Annotated in this window: 22 protein-coding genes; 6 read left to right on the top strand and 16 right to left on the bottom strand. The window is 69.8% G+C overall.

What is annotated here, in order from left to right; all coding sequences use genetic code 11:
• Positions 1 to 46 precede the first annotated feature (46 nt).
• The 8 genes from CRT60_RS02940 to CRT60_RS02905 form a co-directional block, all read right to left on the bottom strand.
• Positions 47 to 1189, bottom strand: a complete 1143-nt coding sequence (locus tag CRT60_RS02940) for an acyl-CoA dehydrogenase family protein (RefSeq protein ID WP_098734957.1) — start codon at positions 1187 to 1189, stop codon at positions 47 to 49.
• 28 nt (positions 1190 to 1217) lie between these two features.
• The gene (locus CRT60_RS02935; RefSeq protein ID WP_244592232.1) at positions 1218 to 2303 is read right to left on the bottom strand and encodes an acyl-CoA dehydrogenase family protein; all 1086 of its coding nucleotides are present in this window, start codon (positions 2301 to 2303) and stop codon (positions 1218 to 1220) included.
• Positions 2304 to 2353: 50 nt separating this feature from the next.
• A complete protein-coding gene (locus tag CRT60_RS02930) occupies positions 2354 to 3454 on the bottom strand; it encodes a mandelate racemase/muconate lactonizing enzyme family protein (protein ID WP_098734956.1) in 1101 nt (366 codons plus the stop codon).
• A 97-nt stretch (positions 3455 to 3551) separates the two neighbouring features.
• Positions 3552 to 4295: an ABC transporter ATP-binding protein gene (locus tag CRT60_RS02925; RefSeq protein WP_098734955.1), complete on the bottom strand. Its 744-nt coding sequence runs from the start codon at positions 4293 to 4295 to the stop codon at positions 3552 to 3554.
• Between the two features lies 1 nt (position 4296).
• Positions 4297 to 5052: an ABC transporter ATP-binding protein gene (locus CRT60_RS02920; RefSeq protein ID WP_098734954.1), complete on the bottom strand. Its 756-nt coding sequence runs from the start codon at positions 5050 to 5052 to the stop codon at positions 4297 to 4299.
• Positions 5049 to 6095 (bottom strand): branched-chain amino acid ABC transporter permease, encoded by a 1047-nt coding sequence (locus CRT60_RS02915; RefSeq protein ID WP_098734953.1) that lies wholly within the window; start codon positions 6093 to 6095, stop codon positions 5049 to 5051. The genes CRT60_RS02920 and CRT60_RS02915 overlap by 4 nt, the downstream gene beginning before the upstream one ends.
• Complete coding sequence (locus CRT60_RS02910) at positions 6092 to 6952, bottom strand: branched-chain amino acid ABC transporter permease (RefSeq protein WP_098735126.1); 861 nt, start codon at positions 6950 to 6952, stop codon at positions 6092 to 6094. Before CRT60_RS02910 ends, CRT60_RS02915 begins: the two co-directional genes overlap by 4 nt.
• Before the next feature lie 143 nt (positions 6953 to 7095).
• Complete coding sequence (locus tag CRT60_RS02905) at positions 7096 to 8304, bottom strand: ABC transporter substrate-binding protein (RefSeq protein ID WP_204561624.1); 1209 nt, start codon at positions 8302 to 8304, stop codon at positions 7096 to 7098.
• A 442-nt stretch (positions 8305 to 8746) separates the two neighbouring features.
• Between CRT60_RS02905 and CRT60_RS02900 the strand changes: the two genes are divergently transcribed.
• From CRT60_RS02900 to CRT60_RS02875, 6 genes are all read left to right on the top strand, one after another.
• Positions 8747 to 9838: a mandelate racemase/muconate lactonizing enzyme family protein gene (locus CRT60_RS02900; protein ID WP_098734952.1), complete on the top strand. Its 1092-nt coding sequence runs from the start codon at positions 8747 to 8749 to the stop codon at positions 9836 to 9838.
• A 68-nt stretch (positions 9839 to 9906) separates the two neighbouring features.
• A complete protein-coding gene (locus CRT60_RS02895) occupies positions 9907 to 11121 on the top strand; it encodes a CaiB/BaiF CoA transferase family protein (protein ID WP_098734951.1) in 1215 nt (404 codons plus the stop codon).
• Positions 11122 to 11222: 101 nt separating this feature from the next.
• A complete protein-coding gene (locus tag CRT60_RS02890) occupies positions 11223 to 12059 on the top strand; it encodes an IclR family transcriptional regulator (protein WP_161957958.1) in 837 nt (278 codons plus the stop codon).
• 40 nt (positions 12060 to 12099) lie between these two features.
• Positions 12100 to 12291, top strand: coding sequence for a 2-hydroxymuconate tautomerase (locus tag CRT60_RS02885; RefSeq protein ID WP_098734949.1), 192 nt, complete (start codon positions 12100 to 12102; stop codon positions 12289 to 12291).
• 137 nt (positions 12292 to 12428) lie between these two features.
• Positions 12429 to 14138 (top strand): thiamine pyrophosphate-binding protein, encoded by a 1710-nt coding sequence (locus tag CRT60_RS02880; protein ID WP_098735124.1) that lies wholly within the window; start codon positions 12429 to 12431, stop codon positions 14136 to 14138.
• Positions 14139 to 14279: 141 nt separating this feature from the next.
• A complete protein-coding gene (locus CRT60_RS02875; RefSeq protein WP_098734948.1) occupies positions 14280 to 15125 on the top strand; it encodes a ParB/RepB/Spo0J family partition protein in 846 nt (281 codons plus the stop codon).
• Between the two features lie 52 nt (positions 15126 to 15177).
• On the opposite strand, the gene CRT60_RS02870 is transcribed toward CRT60_RS02875, so the two are convergent.
• From CRT60_RS02870 to groL, 8 genes are all read right to left on the bottom strand, one after another.
• Positions 15178 to 16281, bottom strand: a complete 1104-nt coding sequence (locus CRT60_RS02870; RefSeq protein WP_098734947.1) for a CMD domain-containing protein — start codon at positions 16279 to 16281, stop codon at positions 15178 to 15180.
• Positions 16278 to 17735, bottom strand: coding sequence for an FAD/NAD(P)-binding protein (locus CRT60_RS02865; RefSeq protein WP_098734946.1), 1458 nt, complete (start codon positions 17733 to 17735; stop codon positions 16278 to 16280). Before CRT60_RS02865 ends, CRT60_RS02870 begins: the two co-directional genes overlap by 4 nt.
• A gap of 43 nt (positions 17736 to 17778) precedes the next feature.
• The gene (locus tag CRT60_RS02860; RefSeq protein WP_098734945.1) at positions 17779 to 18507 is read right to left on the bottom strand and encodes an ABC transporter ATP-binding protein; all 729 of its coding nucleotides are present in this window, start codon (positions 18505 to 18507) and stop codon (positions 17779 to 17781) included.
• A 14-nt stretch (positions 18508 to 18521) separates the two neighbouring features.
• Entirely contained in the window at positions 18522 to 19409 is an 888-nt protein-coding gene (locus tag CRT60_RS02855; RefSeq protein ID WP_098734944.1) for an ABC transporter ATP-binding protein, read from the bottom strand.
• A gap of 7 nt (positions 19410 to 19416) precedes the next feature.
• Positions 19417 to 21255, bottom strand: coding sequence for an ABC transporter permease (locus CRT60_RS02850; RefSeq protein ID WP_098735123.1), 1839 nt, complete (start codon positions 21253 to 21255; stop codon positions 19417 to 19419).
• Positions 21256 to 21275: 20 nt separating this feature from the next.
• Entirely contained in the window at positions 21276 to 22472 is a 1197-nt protein-coding gene (locus CRT60_RS02845) for an ABC transporter substrate-binding protein (RefSeq protein WP_098734943.1), read from the bottom strand.
• A gap of 31 nt (positions 22473 to 22503) precedes the next feature.
• The gene (locus tag CRT60_RS02840; protein WP_244592231.1) at positions 22504 to 23655 is read right to left on the bottom strand and encodes an ABC transporter substrate-binding protein; all 1152 of its coding nucleotides are present in this window, start codon (positions 23653 to 23655) and stop codon (positions 22504 to 22506) included.
• A 204-nt stretch (positions 23656 to 23859) separates the two neighbouring features.
• Positions 23860 to 25491 carry a chaperonin GroEL gene (gene groL, locus CRT60_RS02835; RefSeq protein WP_098734941.1) on the bottom strand — a complete coding sequence of 544 codons (1632 nt, stop codon included), beginning with the start codon at positions 25489 to 25491 and terminating at the stop codon, positions 23860 to 23862.
• Positions 25492 to 25538: the final 47 nt, after the last annotated feature.

Genomic DNA, 25538 nt, shown 5'->3' with positions numbered 1-25538 from the left:
CCTTCCTTTCGTGTTTCGATGTCGATAAGCGGGTTCCGGCCGCCGGTCAGCGGAGGCCGAGGCCGCGGGCGATGATGCCCCGCAGGATCTCGCGGGTTCCCCCGCGCAGGGAGAAGGACGGCACGTTGAGGATCGTGTGGGCCAGCACCGCGGAGAAATCCCGCGTGGATTGCTGCGACGGCTCCGCATCGACCAGCTGGCGGGCGATGTCCGGGATCTCCTGTTCGAAGATCGCGCCCAGATCCTTGACCAGCGACGCCTGCAATGCCGGATTCTCCCCCATCTGCAACATGCCGGCGACCGAGCGCGACAGGCGCCGCAGCACCAGGAGATGGGCGGTCAGGCGGCCGACCGCCGCCGCCGCATGGTCCGACGGGCTGGGGCCGAGCGCCCGCACCAGTTCGACCAGCAGCGTGAAGGAGGACAGGAAACGCTCCGGCCCGCTGCGCTCGAACGCCAGTTCCCCGACGACCTGGTTCCAGCCGTCTCCGAGCTGGCCCAGAAGGGCTGTCGCGGGCAGGAAGGCGTCCTCGAACACCACCTCGTTGAAATGATGCTCGCCGGCCAGATCGGCGATGGGGCGGATGGCGATGCCCGGCGTCTTCAGATCGACCAGGAACTGGCTGGTGCCGCCATGCCGGTCGTCGGCACTGCCGGTCCGGCAGAACAGGATCATGTAGTCGGCATGGTGGGCGTAGGTCGTCCACAGCTTGGTGCCGTTGACGACGAAGCCTCCGTCGACCGGCACCGCGCGCGTCCGCACCGCGGCGAGGTCGGAACCGGAATCCGGCTCGCTCATGCCGATGCAGAAGAAGCACTCGCCGGCGGTGATGCGCGGCAGGATGGCTTGGCGCTGCTCCTCGGTGCCGACCTTCAGCAGCAGCGGTCCGCTCTGGCGGTCGGCAAACCAGTGGGCCGCCACCGGCGCCCCGGCGGCCAGCATCTCCTCCAGCACGACATAGCGTTCCAGAGCGCTGCGCTCATGCCCGCCATAGCGCTTCGGCCATGTCATGCCGATCCAGCCGCGCTGCCCGACCCTGCGGCTGAAGTCGGCGTCGAAGCCGCTCCAGGAGCGCGAGCGGTCCTGCGGGCGGCGGGTGGCCAGCTCCTCCGCCAGAAAGGCGCGGACCTCGGCGCGCAGACCCTCGACATCCGTGTCGGGAGGGGGCGGAAAGGCGATCAGATCCATGGTCAATTCCTCGATGGCACCGGTGGGATCAGGCGGCGGTGACGAGCGGCCAGAGCCCGTCCGCTCCGGCGCGCGCCACCTCCCGCCCGATCAGGCGGCCCCACTCCCCGTCCCCGCCGAACTCGTCGCGCCAGGACCACAGGCGTTTGGTGAAGAAATGCAGGCTGTGCTCATGGGTGAAGCCCATGGCGCCATGCACCTGATGCGCGATGGCCGCCGCGACGCCGGCCGCCTCGCCGCAGCGGAGCTTGGCCGCCGCAATCGGCAGCAGGGACCCGCCCTGCGCCACCGCCTCGGCGGCGATGTCGCCGGCCGCACGGGCGGCGGCGGCCTGCCCGGCCAGCACGGCGAGATGCTGCTGGATGGCCTGGAACTTGCCGATGGGCCGGCCGAACTGGCTGCGCTCGTTGGCATAGGCGGTGGTCATCGCCAGGACGCGGCCCAGCGCCCCGGCCATCGCGATGCTGCGGACCGCGGCGCCCAGCGCGTGCAGCTCCGCCGGCGCGATGCCCGGCGAGGGGGCGACGCTCTCCGCCGGCAGCAGCGTCTCGAAGCGCAGGCTGTCGCGTGGCTCCTTCGCCAGATTGACGTCCGGCGCGGTGTCGGCCTGCCCGGCGGGCACCAGAGCCGCGAAGCTCTGTCCGTCCTGGCCGGCATCGCCGCAGGGGTCTTCGCAGCGGGCCAGCACGACGGTGGCGGCGACGCGGCCCCAGGGCACCCGGTGCGCCGTTCCCGACAACAGCCAGCCGCCGTCCCGCCGCGCCAGGGTCAGCCGGTCGTCCGGACGCACCGGCGCCAGGGTCAGCGGTCCGCCGGGAAGCTCCAGCCCGGCATTCGCCAGGATGCGGTTCGCCAGCATGGTTTCGGCCAGCGGCAGCGGCACCGCGAAGGCGCCGGCAAGGCGGATCAGATCCAGCGCCTCCACCACCGGCAGGCCGAAGCCGCCGGCCTCCTCCGGCACCAGGGCGAGCGGAAGCCCCATATCCTCGACCGCCTGCCACTGCGCGTCGAGCCACTGGCCGGATTCGGCCGCCACGCGCTGCCTGGCGGTGAACTGTTCTTCGAAAAGCCTGGTCGCCGTATCGACCAGGATCTGGCTGGTGTCGCTCACCATGTGTCTCCCTGTTGCCGGCCCCCGATGTCCAACTGCGGACTTTGTGGAGGTCAGAGGTCGAGCCGGTAGCGGCGGAGGATGTCCGGGTCCGGATCGGCGCCCAGTCCGGGGCCGTCGGGAATGGCGATGGTGCCGTCGGGGCGCGGGAGGCCGACCTCGCCGAACACCGGGGCGTCCAGATCGATGTAGAGCCGCTCGATGGCGCCGATCCCGCCGAAGACCGCGGTCATGTGCAGGGTCGCCAGGAAGCCGGGACCGGAATAGGGCGAGTGCGGGGCGAGCGTCCGGCCGTTCAGCTCGGCAAGCATGCCGACGCGCAGGAACTCGGTGATGCCGCCGACCTTGGTGACGCTGGGCTGGAGATAGTCGATCCCCTCGCAGGCGGCGAGCGGCTTGAACGCCCAGGCGTTCGCCGTGTTCTCGCCGGTGGCGATAGGAACCGGCGCGGCACGGCGCGTCCTGACCAGCCCGTCCAGATCCTCGGGCGGCCAGACCGGCTCCTCCAGCCATTTCAGGCGGTGGGGGGCCAGCCCCTGCGCCATCTCGACCGCCGTCCCGACATCCCAGGCGCAGTTGACGTCCAGCATCAGCTCGACGCCGTCGCCGACGGTGCGGCGGGCGGCGGCAACCGCCTCGACCGTCTTCTCGTGCAGCTTGATCTCGCGATAGCCGCGCTCCAGCGCCTGGGTGCAGGAGGCGGCGACGATGTCCGGCTCGGTCAGCCGCATCAGGCTGGCATAGACCGGCACCTGCCCCCGCGCATGGCCGCCGGCCAGCTTCCAGACCGGCTGCCCGGCCCGCTTGCCGGCGAGATCCCACAGCGCGATGTCGAGGCCGCTCAGCGCATATTGGGTGACGCCGCCGCGTCCGAAGATGTGGAGCGTCTTCTTCAGATCCTCCATCAGCCCGGCAATGTCGGTCGCGTCGCGGCCGATGGCGAGCGGCGCCAGGGTCCGTTCGATGAAGGTCTTGGTCACCGGGATGACGTTGTAGCCGAAGGCCTCGCCGTAGCCGGTCAGCCCCTCGTCGGTCTCGACGCGCAGGATCAGGTAGTTGGCGGTGGTCCACAGCGCGCCGCCGAAGCCGGTGACCGGACCGTTGTGCCGGTAGGGGATGGCAATCGGAATTGCCTCGATGGCGGTGATCTTCATGATGGTCTCTCGCTGGCAAGGGGGCGGCGTCGCGGGGCCAGAATCCCGGGGACGAAATCTTGGTGACAGGGGCGTCGGCCCCACCGCGTTCCCCGGATCAGTGCGCCCCGCCGAGATAGACGCGCTGCAACAGGTCGCTGCTCTGGATTTCGGACGGCGTGCCCGCCCCGACGATCCGCCCGGTTTCCGTGAGGTAGCAGTAGTCGGCGTGGCGCAGCGCCTTCTCCACCAGCTGTTCGACCAGCAGGATCGCCATGCCGCCCTTGCAGAGGTCGCTGGCGACGTCGAGGATGCGGTCGATGACGATGGGCGCCAGCCCGCCCGACGGCTCGTCCAGGATCAGCAGCCTGGGATCGCCGATCACCCCCTGCCCGACCGCCAGGATCTGCTGCTGGCCGCCGCTGAGGCGCGACGCCTGCTGGGTCCGGCGTTCCGCCAGTTCCGGGAACAGGGCGTAGATGCGGTCGAGCTTGGAACGGTCGCCGCGCGATGCCCGCGCGTAGGTGCCGAGGAGCAGGTTGTCCTCCACCGACAGGCCGCCGAACACCCGGTGCCCCTCCAGCACCTGGACGACGCCGGAGCGCACGATGTCGCGCGGCGTCGCCGCACCGATCTCCGCCCCCGCCATGGTGACGCGCCCGGCCTTCTTCGGGATCAGGCCGGAGATGGCGTGCAGCATCGTGCTCTTGCCGGCGCCGTTGCGGCCGAGCAGGACGACGAACTCGCCGCCATGCACCCGGAAGGAGGCGCCGTGCACCACCTCGGCCTTGCCGTAGGCGACATGCAGGTCCGCCACGTCGAGCAGGATCTGATTGGGTCGATTGACTGTGCCCATGTGCATCTCACGCTCCCAGATAGACGCGGATGACTTCGGGATCGCTGCGCACCTCGGCCGGCGTGGCGTGCTTGATCATGCGCCCCAGATTCAGCGTGGTGACGCGGTCGCACACGCTGAACACGAAGTCGGTGTGGTGCTCGACGAGCAGGACGCCGATCCCGGCGTCGCGCAGCGCGGTGACGATGCTGGCGAGATGCTCGATCTCCCCCTCCGTCAGGCCGCCGGCCGGCTCGTCGAGCAGGATGAAGCGGGCGCGCATGACCAGCCCGCGGGCGATCTCCAGGAAACGCTGCTCGGCATGGTCGAGCAGGCTCGCCCGGCGATGGATGGCATAGCCGAGCCCGACGCCGTGCAGCAGTTCCTCCGCCCGGTCGCGCAGAGCGCGCTCCTCGCGGCGGGCGCGCGGCAGCGCCAGGGCGGTCTCCAGAAAGCCGGCGCGGGTCTCGCACCAGCCGCCCAGCATCGCGTTGTCGAGCACGCTGAGGCTGCCGAGCAGGCGCGGCTTCTGGAAGGTGCGGGCGATGCCGACGCGCGGGCGCTGCTGCACCGGCGAGCGGGCCAGCGGCTCCCCGTCCAGCCGGATGTCGCCCTCGTCGACCTGATAATAGCCGGTCAGCAGGTTGAGCAGGGTCGTCTTGCCGCTGCCGTTCGGGCCGATCAGGCCGTGGATTTCGCCTTCCCGCAATTCGAGCGACACGTTGCTGAGCGCCGTCACGCCGCCGAAGCGCTTGCTCACTGTGTCGGCAACCAGCGTGCTCATGATGCGTGCCCCCGTTGGATGTCCCGCTGCATGTCCTGTTCCATGCCCCGGCGAACGGCGGCGGCCAGGCGGCCGATGTCGGGCTGGAGGCCCTTCGGTTCCGGGCCTTTCTTCTGCAAGCGGGCCATGACCGACTTGATGACGTGGCCGATGCCCTCCGGCACCACCAGCACCACCGCCAGCAGCAGCAGCCCGTAGAAGAAGTTGCCGAGCTTGGCGAGCGGCGCCACCATCTCCGGCAGGGCGGTCAGGACCACCGTCCCGACGAAGGGGCCGAGAATGCTGCCGCGGCCGCCGATGATGATGCAGACGAAGAAGAACAGCCCCAGCTCGAAGACGAAGGTCTCCGGCGTGATGTAGCTCTGCAACGAGGCGAACAGCGCGCCGCCGATCCCGGCGGTGACCCCGCTGAAGGTGAAGACGGTGAGCTTCAGCCGGAAGATCGGCACCCCCACCGCGGCGGCGGCCACCTCGCTGTCGCGCAGCGCGATCAGCCCCCTGCCCCACATCAGCCGGGCGACGTTCCACGTCATCCAGGTGATCAGCGCCGCGACCAGCAGGACCAGCCAGTAGAAGCCGGTCGGCGTGTCGAAGGGCGCCTCGAAGCCCGGCACCGGCAGCCCGGCGCCGCCGCCGGTCAGGCCGCCCTGGGCCAGCGACAGCTCCGCCATGATCAGGGCGAAGGCCATCGTCGCCATGGCGAAGTAGAAGCCGGGAAGGCGCAGCGACGGCAGGCCCAGCAGGAAGCCGCAGAGCCCGCCCAAACCCCCGGCCAGCGCCAGCGTCAGCAGCGGATCGACGCCGTAGCGCCCGACGAGGATGGCGAAGGCGTAGGAGCCGATGGACAGCAGCCCGACATGGCCGATGGACAGCTGGCCGGTGTAGCCGACGACCAGATTGAGGCCGGCGATCAGCACCCAATAGACGCCGATCAGCGCCGCGAGGTGGAGCTGGTAGAAGTCGCCGACCCAGAATGGCAGGGTCACCGCCAGGATGCCGCCGACGGCGAGCGTCCCGAGCCGCGGAAGGGAGGATGTCGTCATACCGGGCGGACCTTCTTGGAGCCGAAGAGACCTTCGGGTTTGACCAGGAGCACGACCATCAGCAGGCCGACCGCAATCGTCTGCTGGTACTCGCCGCCGAACAGGTAGGTCGCGAGCGTCTGGAACAGGCCCAGCGCGACGCCGCCGACGAGCGCGCCGACATTGCTGCCCAGCCCGCCGACCGCCAGCGCGATGAAGCCGTAGAGCGTAAGGGTGAGGCCGAGGGCGAAGAAGGCGAAGGTCAGCTGCCCTGCCGCGAAGCCGGCCAGCCCGCCGAGCGCACCGGCGATGGCGAAGGACAGGGCGCGGGTGCGGTCGGTGGCGATGCCGCGGGCGCGGGCGGCGAAGGCGTCCTCCGACACGGCCTGGAACACCTTGCCGTACATCGTCCGCCGGTAGAAGAATTCGAGCCCGAGCGCCATGGCGACCACCGCCGCGATCGGCAGCCAGTATTTCTGGTCCAGCACGCCGGCCGTGAAATCCTGGTCGGCCAGCCGCGGGAACGGGCGGGGCTCGGTGCCCCACCAGAGGCCGACCGCCTGCTGCACCATGGTCGCCAGCGCCAGCGTGCTGAGCAGCCAGAGATGCTCGTCGGAGCGGGCGAGGACGCGGCGGATGGCGATGACCTCGGTCAGCAGGCCGAAGGCCGCCCCGACCAGCACCGCGCCGACCAGCGCCACCGGCGCCGGAAGCCCGAGGTCGAGCATGAAATAGGCGCCGAAGACACCGCCAAGCATGCAGATGTGGCCGGTCGTCACGCTCAGGACCTTGGAGGTCGAGAACATGATGTTGTAGGCGAGGCCCGTCGCCGCATAGAGCGCGCCGATCGCCAGCCCCGACACCAGAACGGTAAGCATGCTGCCCATCCGTTTGTGAATTGCTGCGGAATTGCAAGACGGCGCGAAGGCAGACCCTGCGGCCCGATGCGGACCGCCGGTCGCAGGCCCGCGCCGGGGCCGTGAAGCCTGACTCCGATGCCGGCGACCCGGCTCGGGCCGGCTCAGTGCGGGGCGGCCTCGAAGCTGCCGTCCTTGAAGGTGTTGGCCTTGTTGATCACGATGCCGGAGTCGGGGAAGCCGTTGCGCTGCTTCGGGCCCCAGCTGTAATCGGCATAGGTGCCCTTGAGGCTCTGGGTGTTTTCCAGCGCCTTCTGGACGGCGGCCTTGTCGGTCGAGCCCGCCGTCTTCACCGCATGCTCGATGATCTTGACGGTGTCGTAGCCCAGCGTGACCCACCAGAAGGTGAAGTTGATGGTGCCGCCGAACTCCGGCCGCATCTTGTCCATCAACGCGGTCGTCGGGCCGGGCAGCTTGCCGTCGGCACCGTAGGTCGTGCTGCTGTAACCGGCGGCATAGGTCTGCTCCCAATATTCCGGCTTGTTCAGCAGATCCTTGATCGGGAGCCCCATGATGGCCGGATGGCCGACGACCGGCACGTCCCACTGCATGTTGCCCCGCGCGTTCAGCACGCGGGCGAGCAGGCCGGTGGCGGCCGACCACGGCATGACGACGTCGGCCCCGGCGGCCCGCGCCTTGGTCATCTCGTCGGTCAGGTCGGTCTTGTTGGCGTCGATCAGCACGCTGTAGACCGGCTTGATCCCGGCATCGGCCAGCAGCGCCTCGGCCTTCTTGGCGCTGGAGGTGCCGTAGCCGGTGGTGTCGCCGATGATCGCCACCTTGCTGCGCTTCAGCGTCTTGATGGCGTAGTCGTTGGCGCTGCCGATCCACTGCTCGTTGGTGGCGATGGCCCGGAAGGCGCGCGGGTATTTCTGCGGATCGGTCAGCTCGTCCACCGTGCCGATGATGATGTTCGGCACGCCGGCACGGGCGAGGATGGGAACGGTGGCGAGCGATTCGCCGGAATTCACCGGACCGATGACGAAGTCCACTTTCTCGCTGAGCACGAGCTGCTGCGCGAAGTTGACCGCCTTGGTCGGATCGCCGGCGGTGTCGCGGGTGATCAGCTCGATCTTCCGCCCGTCGATGCCGCCGGCCTTGTTGATCTCGTCCACGGCGAACTTGACGCCCTGGTTCTCGGCGACGGCCGCCGACGACAGCGGGCCGGTCAGCGACGACAGCCAGCCGATCTTCACCGGCGTCGTGTCGGCCCCGGCGGTGCCGGCGAACAGGCCGACCGCCAGGGCGAGGCCCGCGGCGCTCAAGCCTGCGGGGCCGGAATGCATCCTGGCGGGAATCCGGTCGGTGGTCATGGTTCCTCCCTTCTTATGTATCGTGCTTTGGACCGATCATCTCTGACACGAACATTATTTCGCAAGACATTTTTCATTCTGTGCTATTTTTTTGTCGAAAGATGTCGAGATGGCAGAAGCCCCCATTCGCGGTTGTGGCCGAGGGCCAAGCACCGCCTTCTTGCCGGCTGAGCGGAAATCCGTGCGGACTTTCGCCCTTCCCAGCCGTGGAAAAGTCGATCCGACGGGCCGAACATAATGGCCGGGGAACGGTTCCCATCGATGGACAGGCCGGAATGAACGGGGTGGATCGCGTATTTTGATATGAACTATGCACTAAATGAAAAAACTGTTGCAACTAACGCCGTCAGGCGCAACGATGCGCCTCAAGAACAATCACCATCGTGAACTGTCTGCGCCCTTCTCATAAGAACGGGGGCCGCGGCAGCCGGGAGGCAGGGCTTTGCGCATCACCGACATCGAACTGGCCGCGGTCGACCTGCAACTGGACCGGCCGCTGCGCACCGCGATCCACGAGATCAGCACGGTGTCGTGCCTGCTGCTGACCGTCAGGACCGACGAAGGGGTGTCGGGCGAGGGCTATGGCTTCTGCTTCGGCATCGACCGCCTGCGCTCCATCGCCCAGCTGGCGGCCAGCCTGAAGCCGAAGCTGATCGGCCGCGATCCCTTCCAGGTCGAGGCCCTGTGGTCCGACCTGTTCCGCCATCTGAATTTCTGCGGGCAGGCCGGGCTCGCCCTGCATGCCATGACGCCCATCGACGTCGCCTGCTGGGACATCATCGGCAAGGTGGCGAACCAGCCGCTCTACCGGCTGTTCGGCGCCCACCGCGACCGCGTGCCGGTCTATGCCAGCGGCGGCCTGTGGCTGTCCTCCGGCCTGGACGAACTCCGGCAGGAGGCGCGGGCCTTCGTCGGCCAGGGCTTCAAGGCGATGAAGCTGCGCCTCGGCTCGCCGCGCTGGCAGGACGACATCGCCCGCATCGAGGCGGTGCGCGACGCCATCGGGCCGGACATCGCCCTGATGGTGGACGCCAACCAGGGCCTCACCCCGGCCCATGCCCTGCGGCTCGGCCGCGCGCTGGAGGCGTTCGAGCTGGTGTGGTTCGAGGAGCCCGTCCCGACCTGGAACGACGAGGGAAGCGCCGCCCTGGCCGCGGCGCTCGACACCCCGATCGCCAGCGGCGAGACCGAATACACGCGCTACGGCCTGAAACGGCAGATCCAGGCCCGTGCCGCCGACATCCTGATGCCCGACCTGCAACGCATGGGCGGCTACACCGAGTTCCGCAAGGCAATCGGGCTGATGGCGGCGCACGACGTGCCCTTCTCGCCCCACATCTTCACCGAACACAGCCTGCATCTGGTGGCGTCGTCGGCCGGCGCCATCCATGCCGAACACATGCCGTGGTTCGGTCCGCTGTTCCGCGAGGCGATGGCCGTCGAGACGGACGGCACCATCCTGGTGCCGGATCGTCCCGGCGTCGGCTTCACCTTCGATTGGGACCGCCTGGACCCGATGCGCGCCGCGCTCTGATGGCAGCCCCTGGGCAGCGCAACCGGGCCACGGCAGGCCACGGCCACAGACGATTATGGATCGAAGAAATGACAGTGTTCGATGGCGGCGCGGCGCCGGATGCGGCCCGCTCCCCGGGCCCCCTCCACGGCATCCGCGTCCTCGACCTCTCCCGTGTCCTGGCCGGTCCCTGGTGCACCCAGTGCCTGGCCGACCTCGGCGCGCAGGTCCTGAAGATCGAGAGCCCCGGCGACGGCGACGAGACCCGGAGCTGGGGTCCGCCCTACATGGGCGATCTGGCCGCCTACTACACCTGCGCCAACCGGTCGAAGCACAGCCTGACCGTCGACCTCAAGAGCGCCGAGGGCCAGCGCCTCATCCGCGATCTGGCCGCCGAGGCCGATGTCCTGATCGAGAATTTCAAGCTCGGCACCCTCGACCGCTTCGGGCTCGGCTATGACGACCTAAAGCCGGTCAATCCCGCCCTGATCTACTGCTCGGTCTCCGGCTATGGCCGGACGGGGCCGGAAGCGGCCCGCGCCGGCTATGACTTCGTCATCCAGGGCGAGACCGGCCTGATGTCGGTGACCGGATTTCCCGACGGGCCGCCGACCAAGGTCGGCGTCGCCGTCTCCGATCTCTTCTCGGGCCTCTATGCCTCGCAGGCGATCCTGGCCGCCCTGCTCGGCCGCCAGCGGACCGGGCGCGGACAGTTCCTCGACGTCGCGCTGTTCGACTGCCAGCTGGCGGCGATGGCCAATGTCGCCGCCGGAGCCCTCGCCACCGGGGCGGAATCCCGGCGCTACGGCAATGCCCATCCCAACGTCGTGCCCTACGAGGTGTTCGAGACGTCCGACGGGCCGTTCGTGCTCGCCATCGGCAACGACCGGCAGTTCCGCACCCTGTGCGAATCCGTGCTCGAGGACCTCGCGATGCGCGACGATCCGGCCTTCCGCACCAATGCCGACCGCGTCGCCAACCGCGTCCTGCTCAGCCAGCGGCTCGCCGCCCGGTTCCGCGAGCGGCCCCGCGCCCATTGGATGGAGCGGCTCGCCGCCCGCAGCCTGCCCGCCGGTGCGGTGCGCTCCGTCGTCCAGGCGCTCGCCTCCGATCAGGTCGCGGGCCGCAACCTGCTCCACAGCTTCGAGACCGCGAGCGGCGGACCGATTCGCGTCGTCGGCTATCCGGTGAAGTTCGAAGACGGCCTGCCGCCGCCCGCCCGTCCCCCCGCCCAGGGGGAAGGCGGCGGGGAGATCGCAAAGCAGTGGCTGGGGCACCGGCCAGGAGCCGGCCGGACCCCATGACACGCAAAAACCTTGACACATCTTCCGGGAGAGCACAGGTCCGACGGCTGGGCCGGCCTGCCGCCCACTCTCCCGGCAGGACAACGACACAGGGCACAGCCATGGTGAAAAGCGCGGACGAGGAACGGACCAAGGCCGGCAACGACGGCGAGCGCGAAGGACCGGCCGGCACGCTCGCCCGCGGGCTGGCGATCCTCGACGCCATCGTCGATGCACCGCAGCCGCTGATGCTGGGCGAGGTCGCGGCGCTGACCCGTCTGGACCAGAGCACGACGCTGCGCCTGCTGCGCACGCTGGAGGACAGCGGCTACGTCGTCCGTCTGGCCGATTCCAAGCGCTATGCGCCGTCGCCCAAGGGCCTGCTGCCGCTGCCGCTGATGCATCCCATCAACCAGCTTCGGCGGGAATCGCACTCCGTGCTGATCGAGCTGGCGCGCAACCTGCGGGAAACCGTGGTGCTCGTCCTCTATCTCAGCACCGAGCGGATGGTGACCGACATCGCCCAGGCTCCGGGATCGCTGTCGCCCTACTACAACACCTGGCTCCAGGGCCCGCTGCACGGCTCCGGCTCTGGCAAGGCGCTGCTGCTCAGCCTCGATCCGGAGCAGCGTGCCGCCGTCCTCGGGCCGGAGCCTTACAAGGTCTACACCCCGCAGACCATCGTCGACCGCGCCGAGCTGGACGAGGATCTGCGCGTCTCCGCCCTGCGGGGCTATGTGGTGGCGCATGACGAACACCATGTCGGCCTGACCGCCATCGCGGCCAACATCCCCACCTGGAACAACGGCCATGTCGGCTGCCTGGTGGTGACCGGGCATTCCCGCGACATGGACGAGGCCAGGATCGCCGGCATCGGCGAGGAGCTGGTCCGGGTGGCGAAGCTGATGCCCTACCAGCTCGGCAGCCTCCGCTCCGTCGCGCATGTCGTGGGGAAATGAGCGTCTCGACACTGACAATCGATCCGAAGGGAGAGGACCCATGCCTATCGTCAACATCACCCTGATCAAGGGCCGGTCGCAGGAAAAGAAGGCCGCCATGTACCGCGAGGTCACGGAGGCGATCCATCGCACCCTCGGCGCGCCGCGCGAAAGCGTGCGCATCATGGTGAACGAGATCGAGCCCGAGCATTTCGCCGTCGCCGGAGAGGCCAAGACCGGCCCGTCGTCGTAACGCGCCGGCCTTAATCCAGCGCACATCGCTGACGTGAAGCGACGCTTCGGCAGACCGCCGGAGCGACGGGAGTCGTGCGTCCGCAAGGCAAGGCGATGGACCGCCGCCTTGCCGACGCATTGGAAAGGATGATCTCGATGAACAACGGATCCGCCCCGGCCACCGCCCCGGCCACCGGTGGGCGCCTTCTGGTCGACATGCTGCGCCTGAACGGGGTCGACCGGGTTTTCTGCGTGCCGGGCGAAAGCTACCTCGCCGTGCTCGATGCGCTGGTCGATGCCCCGGAGATCGCGGTCACCATCTGCCGGCACGAGGGCGGAGCGGCGATGATGGCCGAGGCCTACGGCAAATGCACCGGCCGCCCCGGCATCTGCTTCGTCACCCGCGGACCGGGCGCCACCAACGCCAGCCACGGCGTCCACATCGCGCACCAGGATTCCACGCCGATGATCCTCTTCATCGGCCAGATCGAGCGGAGCGCGCAGGAGCGCGAAGCCTTCCAGGAGGTCGATTACCGCCGCATGTACGGCCCGCTCAGCAAATGGGTGGCGCAGATCGACGAGGCCGGCCGCATCCCCGAGATGGTCGGCCGCGCCTTCTACACGGCGACGTCCGGCCGTCCGGGACCGGTGGTGCTCGCCCTTCCGGAAGACATGCTTGTCGAACGGGCGGCCCCCCGCCCGGCCGAACCGTACCGCGCGGTAGAGCCCGGCCTACGGCCGGAGGATCTGGCGGAGCTGGAGCGGCTGCTGGGCACGGCCGAGAGGCCGCTCCTGCTGGTCGGCGGCGGCGGCTGGACGGCGGAGGCCTGCGACGACATCCGCCGCTTCGCCGAGGCGTGGGACCTGCCGGTCGGCGTGTCCTTCCGCTCGCAGGATCTGTTCGACAACGCCCATCCCAACTATGCCGGCGATCTCGGCCTCGGCGTCAACCCCGCCCTGGCCAGGACCGTCCAAGAGACCGACCTGCTGCTCGTCGTCGGCCCGCGTCTGGGAGAGGCGACGACCGGCGGCTACACGCTGCTCGACATCCCGTGTCCGCGACAGACCCTGGTGCATGTCCATGCCGGGGTCGAGGAGCTGGGCCGCGTCTACCAGCCGGCGCTCGCCATCAACGCCGGCATGCGCACGACCGCCAGGGCGCTCGCCGCGCTGGCGCCGCCGGCCTCCCGCCGGAACGCGGAACGGATCCGGGAACGCACCAAGGCCATCCACGACGCCTATCTCGCCTGGACCGATCCGCCGTCCATTCCCGGCCCGTTGCAGATGGGCGAGATCATGGGCTGGCTGCGCGAGACCCTGCCGCCGGACACCATCGTCACCAACGGGGCCGGCAATTTCGCCATCTGGCCGAACCGCTTCCACCGCTACCGCCGGTTCCGCACCATGCTGGCGCCGACCTCCGGCTCGATGGGCTATGGCATCCCGGCGGCAATCGCGGCGAAGCTTCTGCATCCGGAGCGGCCGGTGGTGGCCTTCGCCGGCGACGGCTGCTTCATGATGAGCGTGCAGGAACTCGCGACCGCCGCGCAGTACGAGGCGGCAATCGTGGTGGTGCTGGTCAACAACGGCATGTTCGGGACCATCCGCATGCACCAGGAGCGCGAGTATCCCCGGCGCGTCATCGGCACCGAGCTGAAGAATCCCGACTTCGTCACCCTGGCGCAGAGCTTCGGCGCCCATGCCGAACGCATCACCCGGACCGGGGAGTTCATGCCGGCCTTCGAGCGCGCCATGGCGGCAGGACGCCTCGCCCTGCTGGAACTGGTCATCGACCCGGAAGCCATCAGCCCGACGCACACGGTGACGAGCCTGCGCGAACAGGCGGACCGGGCCCGCAGCGCCTGACCGCCGGCCGACATTTTGCAGGATTTATTTCCTTTATATTGACAATATGCCTGAAGAACGGCAGTGTCGTGTCGCCAGCGCGCCAGCTGCGCCTGTAAAGTCCCCGACCCCTCCCCTGCCCGCCCCAGGAGTTCGTGTGCCATGAGCCTTGCCGCCATGGGCGACGCCGCGTGCATTGCCGTCGCCGCCATCGCCGTGCCCGACAGCCATGCCCGCCGCCGCATCGACGACGACGGGCTGGATTCGCTCGCCCGATCCATCGAGGAGGTCGGGCTGTTGCAGCCCATCATGGTCCGTCCGCTGGGGAATGGGCGTTACGAGCTGCTGGCCGGCGCAAGGCGGCTGCGCGCGATGCAGGCGCTGGGCCGGGCCGGTGTGCCGGCGGTGCCGGTGACCAACGAAGGCGCCGCGGTGCTGTCGCTGGTGGAGAACATGCAGCGCCAGGGGCTGGACGCGCTGGAACTGGCCGAAGCGCTCCAGCGGCTGGTGGAGCGGGGCTGGGGACGCGAGGCGCTGGCCCGGCTGGTCGGGCGCAGCACGAGCTGGATCGGCGACATGCTGGGCCTGAACCGGCTGCCGGACTGGATCAAAGCGGAATACCCGCAGGCGCGGCGGCTGGTGTCGCGCTCGCTGCTGGTGGAGATCGTGCGGGTCCGCGACGCGTCGGCGCAGGCGGAGCTGTGGCGGCAGGCGGCAGGCGGAGCGCTCACCGTGCGGCAGGCACGGCGGATGCGGCGCGAGGCGCTGCCGGCCGTCCCGCGCGCCTTGTCGGCGGTGCGGCGCTGCGTTCGCCAGTTGGACCGGATCGACACGGCGCCGGATCTGGCGGAGAAGGACCGCTCGGCGCTGCTGGCCCTGCGCGACAGGATCGACCTGCTGCTCGGAGGCGGGGACGGGAACGGGGCCGAGAGCAGGGATGAGGCCCGCGGCTTTCCCGTTGACCCTCTCCAGGCGGGTGGTGGTGTTCCGGTCGCGGATGCCCGGTGAAAGGCCCGACCGCCGCGGCGGTCAGGCCTTTTCGGTCCGGTCGGGGCTCCGTTCAGCGCACGGCCTCGCCCAGGCTCAGCATCAGGCGGTTGGCCCAGGCGAAGATCGCGACCGCCAGGACGAGATCCAGGATCTCGCCGTCCTCCACTCCGGCCCGGCGAAGCGCTGCGGCATCCTCCGCCGTCAGGGCGGCCGGCGTGGCGGTCAGGCGGGCGGCGGCCTGGGCGATGGCTTGGCGGCGCGGATCGTCCTGGCCGGAAATCCCCTGCGCGAACAGCAGATCGACCGCATCCCTGCCGCCGGTCAGCTCGACGAAGCGGCGGGCATGGACGGAGGCGCAGTAGACACAGCCGTTCAGCACCGATTCCACGGCGGTCGCGAACTCGCGCTCGGCGCGGGGCAGGCCGCGCGGGGCGTACATGATGCCGTTGAACAGCGGCGTGCGGTGCAGAAGCGATTCCGGCTCATGCGCCAGCACCAGCGAATAGGCGCCGATGGCGATGTTGGACGGCGTCACCGCCAGAGCGAGCCGCTGCTCCTCCGTCGCATCCTCCAACACCACGGGGGGCAGCCAGGGCTTCCAGTCCAGCACGTCGGTGGTGAAGCCGATGTCCGCATCGACCGGCACCGGCGCCCCGGTGGGCAGCGGGCCGGACGACGCTTCCGCCGCATCCCCAGCCGCCTGCCCCGCCAGCGCATGCAGTCCGGCCAGCAGGCGCACCTGATAGTTCACCAGTGCGATCAACTGCGACAGCGCGACGATGCCGTGCGCATCCAGCCCCGCCGCCTCCAGCGCGCCCAGATGCTCCGGCCGGGACTCGCGCGGGGACCGGGTGACCCGCTCCGCATGGGCGACCAGGGCCGGGCGGGCCCCGGCGCCGGCGGCAAGCCCGCGGTAATGGGCGGCGAGCGCATCGTTTCCGGCCAGCGCCGCGATGCGTTCCGCCACCGCGGCGCGCTCGGCGGCCGGAAACAGGCCGGGCCGCCGCGGCGCCAGCAGGGCGTCGTGCGCCGCCTGGGTGCGGGTGCGGATCTCCGCCCGGCGGGCGCGCAGGGCCAGCAGTGGAGAGGCGTCGGACAGGCCGGCCAGCCGGTCGATCAGGTCGGGGGCGATGTGGGCCGCCCCGTCGGCAGTGGCGCTGCTGGTGGCGCTCATTGGAAATCCTCCGCTTCGGTCCATTCGTCGCCCAGCAGTTCCGGCGTCTCGAACCCGATCAGCCGCTGCCAGTGCTCATCGTAATCCTCGGTGAACAGCGCCGCCGTGATGCTGTCGGCCAGACGCTCCGCCCCGGCGCTGATGCCGGGGATGTCGCCGGTCACCTTGCCGTGGCTCAGCACCGCGGCGTAGTTGAAGGCATGGATGCGGTTCAGCCAGGGCGCCTCGCCGGGGGTGCGCTCAAGGAACTCGAAATCGGCGCCGAGATAGGGATGCTGGGCGAACTCGCCGGCCTCATGGCCGGGAAGGACATAGCGGTCGCGCCACAGCAGGGTGTGGCGGGCGATTTCCGCCAGTTCCGGCCGCTGTTCCCAATCCAGCGCGAAGCCGGTGGCGAGGATGACGTGGTCGACCGTCACCGTGCCGCGTCCGGTGCGCAGGACCAGACGGCCGCCCTCCGCCTCCGCCGCCTCGACGGCGCAGCCGGTCAGCAGCGAGAAGTTGGGATGGCGCGAGCAGCGCAGCATGGAATTGTGCGGGGCCGGCAAGCCGGTGTCGGCGATGTACTGGTTGTAGGCCCAGCGCCGCTCGTCCGACAGGGTGTGGAAGCCGAGGACGATGCCGGGATGGCCGGCGCCCAGGCTCTTGTTGATGCGCGGCAGCTCCGCCCGGCGGATCAGCATGTAGACCTTGGCGGCGCCCCGCTCCAGCGCCTCCGCCGCATTGTCCACCGCCCCGGCGCCGGCACCGAGCACCGCCACCGTCCTGCCCTTCAGGCCGTCGAAGTCGATGGGTTCATGGGCATGGCTCCAGAACCGCTTGTCCACCGCCTTCCAGAAGGCCGGGACGAAGGGGCCGCCCAGGCCGTCGCGCCCGTTCGCCAGGATCACCCGGCGCGCCCGCACCCGCTGCCGCCCCTCCGGACCGTCGAGGTCGAGGGTCACGCCGTCTGCGTCGCCGGAGATCGCCGTCAGGGCGGTGTCGTTCCGCACCGGCGCGCCGGTGACGCGGCGGTACCAGGTCAGGTAGTCCAGCCATTGCAGACGCGGAATGCGGAACAGCGCGTCCCAGGCGGCGCGGCCGAACTGCGCCTCGAACCAGGCGCGGAAGGTCAGGTTGGCGAAGCCCAGCGCCGGACCGGTCAGCGTCTTGGGCGACCGCAGGGTCTCCATGCGGGCATAGGTCCCCCACGGCCCCTCGCGGCCGGCAGGCGCCCGGTCGAACAGCCGGATGTTGGAGATGCCGACCTTGCGCAGGGCGAAGGCGGCGGTCAGCCCGGCCATGCCGGCCCCGACGATGGCGACGTCGAGAACGCCGTCCCGCGCCGGCACCCAGTCGGCCGGCGGCAGGGTGAGCAGGTCGAGGTCGCGGGCGAGCCGCGCCTCCAGCTCCTCCAGCGAGCGGGGGCCGGGGTCTGTAACGGTGGAAGGCACGGCGGAGTTGTCCTTGGTCATCGGAAGGGGGTCCTGTCGGAAATGCTGCGTCGGGCGGACGGCGTCAGGCGGCCTGGGCACCGCCCAGATAGGCGTCGCGAATCTGCGGGTCGCGGGCGAGGTCGGCGGCCGGGCCGGACAGCACGATGCGTCCGGTTTGCAGCACATAGCCGCGATGGGCGATCTGCAAGGCGAGGCTGGCGTTCTGTTCCACCATGAAGATGCTCACGCCCTGCCGGTTGATGGTCTGGATCATCTCCAGCACGCGGTCGACATGCAAGGGCGACAGGCCCATCGTCGGCTCGTCCATCACGATCAGCCGCGGACGCCCCATCAGGGCGCGGGCCATCGCCACCATCTGCTGCTCCCCGCCCGACAGGGTGCCCGCCTGCTGGGCATGGCGTTCGCGCAGCTTGGGGAACAGGTCGAGGACGCCCTCGTAATCCTCCGCCACCCTGTGCGCGTCGCTGCGGGTGTAGGCGCCCATCAGCACATTCTCGCGCACCGTCATGGTGCCGAACAGGCGGCGGGATTCGGGCACCGAGCCGATTCCGCGCCGGACGATCTGCGGCGTGGTCAGGCCGGTCAGCGGCTGCCCGTCGAAGACCACCTGCCCGGAGCGCGGCTTCAGCAGCCCCAGGATGATCTTCATCGAGGTGGATTTGCCGCTGGCGTTGCCGCCCAGCAGGCAGACGATCTGCCCGCGCGGCACCTCCAGCGACAGGTCGAAATGGACCTGCACCGGCCCGTAGAAGCTGTTCACGCGGTCGAGCCGCAGCAAGGCGTCGGTCATTCCGCCGGTCCCCCTCAATGCGCGATCCGAACCGGGACGGCGGCGTTCGCGTCCTGGCCCGTATCCTGATTCGCGGCACCCACCGCCTTGTGGCCGAGATAGGCCTCGATCACCGCCGGATCGCCGGCGACCGCAGCGGGCGGCCCCTCGGCGATGCGGGCGCCATGGTCCATCACCACCACCCGGTCGGACAGCTGCATCACCAGATCCAGCTTGTGCTCGATCAGCAGGATCGTCAGTCCGCGCGCCTTCAGGCCGCGGATGATCTCCAGCATCTCCGCCGTCTCGGTCGGGTTCATGCCGGCGGTCGGCTCGTCCAGCAGCAGCAGGCGGGGATGCAGGGCCAGCGCGCGGGCGATCTCCACCCGGCGGCGGTTGGCGTAGGACAGGCTGTGCGCCGGCTTGTCGAGGCGCGGGGTCAGCCGCTCGCCGAACATCCGGACGATCTCCGTCGCCTCGGCGCGCAGCCGCTCCTCCTCCGCCCGGACCGAAGGCGGGCGGATCAGCGCCAGCGCCAGCTCGACCAGCGGCCCCACCAGCGGAATTTGCGGCTTCACCGCGCGCAGCCGGGTGTGGGCGCCGACCAGCACATTGTCGAGCACGCTGAGGTTGCCGAACACCCGGCCATGCTGGAAGCTGCGGGCCAGCCCGAGGGCGGCCAGCCGTTCGGCGGAAAGGCCGGTCACGTCGCGGCCCTCGAAGGTGACGAAGCCAGCATCCGGCGCGTCGAGCCCGGAGATCAGGTTGAACAGGGTGGTCTTGCCGGCGCCGTTCGGGCCGATGATGCTGACCAGCTCGCCCTGCCCCACCGTCAGCGACAGGCCGTTGACCGCGGTCAGCCCGCCGAAGCGGCGGGTCAGGCCGGCGATCTCGAGAAGGGGCGTTGTCGATTGCGTCGCCATGGCGTCCTCACACCGTTCCCAGAAGGCCCTGCGGGCGGAAGCGGATCAGCAGCAGCAGGACGACGCCGTAGATCAGCATGCGGTATTCGGCCGCCGCGCGGAACAGCTCCGGCAGCCCGACCAGCACCGCCGCCCCCAGCACGGCCCCGGCGACGTTGCCGAGCCCGCCGAGGATGACCATGGTCAGCGCCAGCATCGACACCGGCGCCGGGAAGGTCTCATGGTTGATGTAGGAGTAGAAATGCGCCATCAGCGCGCCGCCCACCCCGGCGATGAATCCCGCCACCGCGAAGGCCAGACCCTTGTAGCGGTTGAGATCGACGCCGTAGGAGCGCGCCGCCACGTCGTCCTCGCGGATCGCCCGCAGCGTGCGGCCGAGATGGGAGTTCAGCAGGCGCGATTGCAGGGCGGCGAAGGCCAGCAGGACGGCCAGCGGCACCCAATAGACCCATTGTCCGCTGACCAGCGGCTTGCCCGCCACCGACAAAGGCGGGATGCCGGTGACGCCGATCGGGCCGCGGGTCAGGCTTTCCCAATTGAGGATGACCAGCGTCACGATCTCGCCCACCGCCAGCGTGGCGATGGAGACGTAATGGCCGCGCAGCCGGAAGGCGGGATAGACCAGTGCCGTGCCCAGCGCCGCCGCCACCAGACCGGCCAGCGGCACCGCCAGCAGCACCGGCACCCCGGCATCGAGCGCCAGCAGCGAGGACGCATAGGCGCCGATGGCGAGCAGCCCGGCATGGCCGAGCGACACCTGCCCGACCGTGCCGGCGACCAGCGTCAGGCTGAGCGCCAGCAGGGCGTAAAGCCAGGCATTGCCCAGCGTCTGTAACAGATAGGGCTGCTGCACGACCAGCGGCAGGGCGAGTGCGGCGGCGGCCAGCGCCCACACCGCCCCTTTCGGCAGGACCAGCGGCCGGCTGGGGGCGATGAAGGTGCCGGTCAGCGGCTCCGGCGGCAGGCGGCGGGCACGGGCGAACAGGCCGTTCGGCCGCAGCACCAGGATCAGGATCAGCGCGACGAAGGCGAACAGGTTGCGGTAGCTGGTGCCGAACAGGGCGATGCCGTAGCTCTCGATCAGGCCGAGCAGCAGGCTGCCGGCGATGGCGCCCGGCACGTTGCCGACGCCGCCGATCAGCTGGGCGACGATGCCCTTCAGCCCGGCCTGGAAGCCCATGTTGGGGTCGATGGTGTTGTAATACATCCCGACCAGCAGGCCGCTGACCCCGCCCAGCGCCGAGGCGATGGCGAACACCGTGCGGTTCACCTTGTCGACGTCGACGCCGCACTGCTGCGCCGCGTCACGGTCGAGCGCCGTCGCCCGCACCGCCCAGCCCAGCTTGGTGAAGCGCAGGAAGCCGTAGAGCAGGGCGGCGCTGCCGATGCCCACCCCGGCGATCAGCAGGTCGAGCGCGCCGATGCTGCCGCCGCCGATGGCGACCCGCCAGGTCGGCAGCTGGGTCGGCAGCGCGCGCGGGTCGGGGCTGAACAGCAGCTGGGCCGACTGGTCGAGCACCACCGACAGGCCGATGGTGGCGAGCAGCGGGGCGATGCGCGGGGCGTTGCGCAGCGGGCGCAGGCCGACCCGCTCGATCACAGCCCCCAAGAGCCCGCAGCCGGCCGCCACCGTGACGAATGTCACCGGCAGCGGCAGATTGAGCTTGGTCACGCACAGCCAGCCGATATAGGCGCCGACCATGTAAACCGAGCCATGGGCGAAGTTGATCAGGTGCGAGACGCCGAAGATCAGCGCCAGACCGACGGCCAGCAGCGCATAGATGTTGCCGATGACCAGCCCGTTGATGGTGTAGTCGAGCCACGGGCCGAGAGTGGTGGGAAGCACGATGGTCGGTCCTTCCGGCGTCAGTTCGCGGCCTTGGCCGTAGCCGGGTCCCGCCCCGCCTGCTCCCACAGGGCGAAGCCGCCGTTCTTCACGACGAGCCGCGTGCTCAGCGGCTTGTCGACACGGCGGGTCTGCGGATCGAAGCGGACGGTGCCGTAGACGACGCTCGGCGCATCCTTGACGGTGGCGAGCCCGTCGCGGACGGCGGTGCGGTCGGTGCCGCTCTGCCGGATCACGGTGGCCAGCAGCAGAAGCGCGTCGTAGGCGCGGCTGGAATAGGCATCCGGCTCCAACCCGTATTTGGCGCTGTAGGCCTTGACGAAGGTCTGGACCTCCGGCCGCGGGTCGCCGGGGAAGAAGGGGGTGGTGGTGTGGACGCCCTCGACCGCCGCCCCGCCCAGCTCAAGGAACTTGGGCGAATAGACCGACCCGGCTGCCACCACCGGCTGGGTCAGCCCGGCCTCGCGCAGCTGGCGGGTGATCTGGGCGCCGTCGGCATAGTAGGAGACCAGCACGATGCCGTCCGGCTTCGTGTCGCGCACCCGGACCAGGGCGGAGCGGAAATCCTTCTCGTCGGCCAGATAGCCCTCGGCACCGACCACCTCCGCCCCGCGCTCCTTCGCCGCCTTGGCGAACAGGTCCTTGCTGGTGCGGCCCCAGTCGTTGTTGATGAACAGCAGGGCGACGCGCTTCAGACCCAGCGCCGTCACCGCGTAATCGGCCAGGACCGGCATCTCCTCCGCCTGGTTGAGCGCGTTGCTCCAGACGAAATCGCCGCCCCTGGTGAAATCCGGGTGCGAATTGGTGAAGCCGAACTGCACCAGCCCGCCATTCTGATAGATGGGCGAGGCCGCCATCGACGCCGCGCTGGTGAAGTCGCCCAGCTCGGCGACGATGCGGCCGTCGGCGACGAACTTGCGGGCGATGGCGACGGTCTGCTTGGGATCGCTCTGGCTGTCCTCGAACTGGACGCGCAGCGGGCGGCCCTGGATGCCGCCGCCGGCATTCACCTGCTCCAGCGCCAGATCGAAGCCGCGCTGCCACTGCGCGCCATACTGCGCATATTGGCCGGTCAGCGGCCCGCTGACGCCGAGCACCACAGGATCCTTCGCCGGATCGGCCGGCTGCGAGAAGGCCGGCTGGACGACGCCGAGCGCGGTCAGCAGCGACAGGGTGCCGGCGACCAGCGCGGTGGAGCGGAGAAACAGATCGAGCATCGGAATCGCTTTCAAACTACAAGAAATCGGATCAGTTGGTGGCGGCGGGGAGGCTGCCGTCCCACAGGGCGAAGGCGCCGTCCCTGACCACCAGCTTGACGTTGCGCACGCCGGACACGCGGCGCGTCTCCGGATCGAAGGTCGCCTTGCCGAAGATGACGCTGGGGATGTCCTTCACGCGGGGAAAGGCGTCGCGGATCGCGGTGCGGTCGGTGCCGCCGGCCTCGATCACCCGCTGCGCCACCAGCACCGCGTCATAGGCGTAAGCGGAAAAAGCGTCCGGCTCCTCCTGGTACTTCGCACGGTAGGCGGCGACGAAGCCCTGCACCTCCGGACGAGGTTCCGCTGGAAAGAAGTTGGCGCGGGTGTGGACACCGTTGACCGCCTCGCCACCCAGTTCGAGAAACTTGGGCGAATAGACGGACCCCACCGCGACCACCGGCTGGTTGAGACCGACCGGCTTCAGCTGCCGGGCGATGGCCGCGCCGTCGGCATAGTAGGAGATCAGGACGATGCCGTCGGGATTGGCCTCGCGCACCCGCACCAGGGTGGAGCGGAAGTCCTTCTCGTCGGGCAGGTAGCCCTCGGTGGCGACGACCTCCGCCCCGCGCTCCCTTGCCGCCTTGACGAAGATGTCCTTGCTGGTGCGGCCCCAGTCGGTGTTGAGGTGCAGCACCGCCAGCCGCTTGAGCTTCAGCGAGGTGACCGCGAAATCGGCGACGTTCGGCTGCTCCTCCGCCTGGCTGATGGAATTGCTCCAGACGAAGTCGCCGCCCCTGGTGAAGTCGGGGTGGGAGTTGGTGAAGCCGAACTGCACCAGCCCGGCCCGCTGGTAGATCGGCGAGGCGGCCATCGACGCCGGGCTGGAGAAGTCGCCCAGCTCGATCAGGATCTTCGGGTCGGCGACGAATTTCTGGGCGATGGCGATGGACTGGCGCGGATCGTTCTGGCTGTCCTCGAACACGTAGCGCAGCGGACGGCCCTTCACCCCGCCGGCAGCGTTGATCCGGTCGAGCGCCAGGTCGAAGCCCTTCTTCCACTGCGCGCCATACTGCGCGCTGGGACCGGTCAGCGGCCCGCTGACGCCGAACCACAGCGGCTCGCCGGCAGCCGCGTTCGCCGGCCCGCCGGACATCGCGATGCAGGCGAGCGCCAAACCTCCGGCCAGGGTGTGGAAAAGCACTGAACGTCGGGAAAGCGCAGGCTGGGGCATGGCGTCGTCTCCAAAAGGCTTTCGGCACGCATTCGAAAAAAGGCCGCCGCCCGGCACCGGGGCGTGGACCCGCTGACGGGCGGCGGCTTCAGGCACGGGAGGACGGGACGCGGGCGGGGCGGAGCGCCGGAAGGACAAGGGTCGCTCCGCCCGCCTGCGTCCTGGCGGTCGCGATCAGAAATCGTAACCGCCGCCGGCCCCGGCCGATGCCGCCGGGGACTTCGGTTCCGGACGCTCGACGATCAGCGCCTCGGTGGTGATCAGCAGGCCGGCGACCGACGCCGCGTCCTGCAAGGCGATGCGCACGACCTTGGCCGGATCGATGATGCCGGCCTTCAGCAGGTCGGTGAACTCGCCGGTCTGCGCGTCGTAGCCGAAGGCGGTGTCGCCCCCCTCCAGCAGCTTGCCGACGATGACCGACCCGTCGGCCCCGGCATTCTCGGCGATCTGGCGCACCGGCGCCTGAAGCGCGCGCCGCACGATGTCGATGCCGACGCGCTCGTCGTCGTTGACCGGCACCACCGCATCGATGGCGCGGGTGGCATAGAGCAGGGTGACGCCGCCGCCGGGCACGATGCCCTCGGCGATGGCGGCGCGGGTGGCGTGGACGGCATCGTCCACGCGGTCCTTGCGCTCCTTCACCTCGACCTCGGTCGAGCCGCCGACGCGGATCACCGCGACGCCGCCCGACAGCTTGGCCAGCCGCTCCTGCAACTTCTCGCGGTCGTAGTCCGAGGTGGTTTCCTCGATCTGGGCGCGGATCTGAGCGATGCGGGCGTCGATGGCCTCGCGGCCGCCGGCCCCGTCGATGACCGTGGTCTCCTCCTTGGCGATCACCACCCGCTTGGCGGTGCCGAGATCGGCCAGCGTGACGGTCTCCAGCTTGAGGCCGATGTCCTCGCTGATCACCTGCCCGTTGGTGAGGACGGCGATGTCCTCCAGGATCGCCTTGCGGCGGTCGCCGAAGCCCGGCGCCTTCACCGCGGCGATCTTCAGCCCGCCGCGCAGCTTGTTGACCACCAGCGTCGCCAGCGCCTCGCCCTCGACATCCTCAGCGACGATCAGCAGCGGGCGGGAGGACTGCACCACCGCCTCCAGCACCGGCAGCAGCGGCTGCAGGCTGGACAGCTTCTTGTCGTGGATCAGGATGTAGGGGTTGTCGAAATCGACGACCAGCTTCTCGGCGTTGGTGACGAAGTAGGGCGAGAGATAGCCGCGGTCGAACTGAAGCCCTTCGACCACGTTCAGCTCGGTCTCCAGGCTCTTGGCCTCCTCCACCGTGATGACGCCGTCGTTGCCGACCTTGGACACCGCCTCGGCGATGATGGCGCCGATGGCGCGCTCGCCGTTGGCGGAGATGGTGCCGACCTGCGCCACCTCGTCGTTGGTGGCGATGGTCTTGGCCCGCTCCTTCACGTCGGCGATCACCGCGGCGACGGCGCGGTCGATGCCGCGCTTGAGGTCCAGCGGGTTCAGCCCGGCGGCGACTGCCTTGGCGCCCTCGCGGACGATGGCCTGGGCCAGCACGGTGGCGGTGGTGGTGCCGTCGCCGGCCAGATCGGCGGTCTTCGACGCCACCTCGCGCACCAGTTGGGCACCGAGATTCTCGAAGCGGTCGGCCAGTTCGATCTCCTTGGCGACCGTCACGCCGTCCTTGGTGATGCGGGGGGCGCCGAAGGATTTCTCGATCACGACGTTGCGGCCCTTCGGGCCCAGCGTGACCTTCACGGCATTGGCGAGGGTATCGACGCCGCGCAGGATGCGGTCGCGGGCATCGGCGGAGAATTTGACGTCCTTGGCGGCCATGGCGATGTCCTTTTTATCGAAGTCTTTTTTGGGTGGGTTCCAGCGGA

The organism is Azospirillum palustre (genome assembly GCF_002573965.1).
Taxonomy (GTDB): domain Bacteria; phylum Pseudomonadota; class Alphaproteobacteria; order Azospirillales; family Azospirillaceae; genus Azospirillum; species Azospirillum palustre.
Note: the sequence above shows the minus strand (reverse complement) of the source record. Positions and strands in the feature narration are given on the sequence as shown.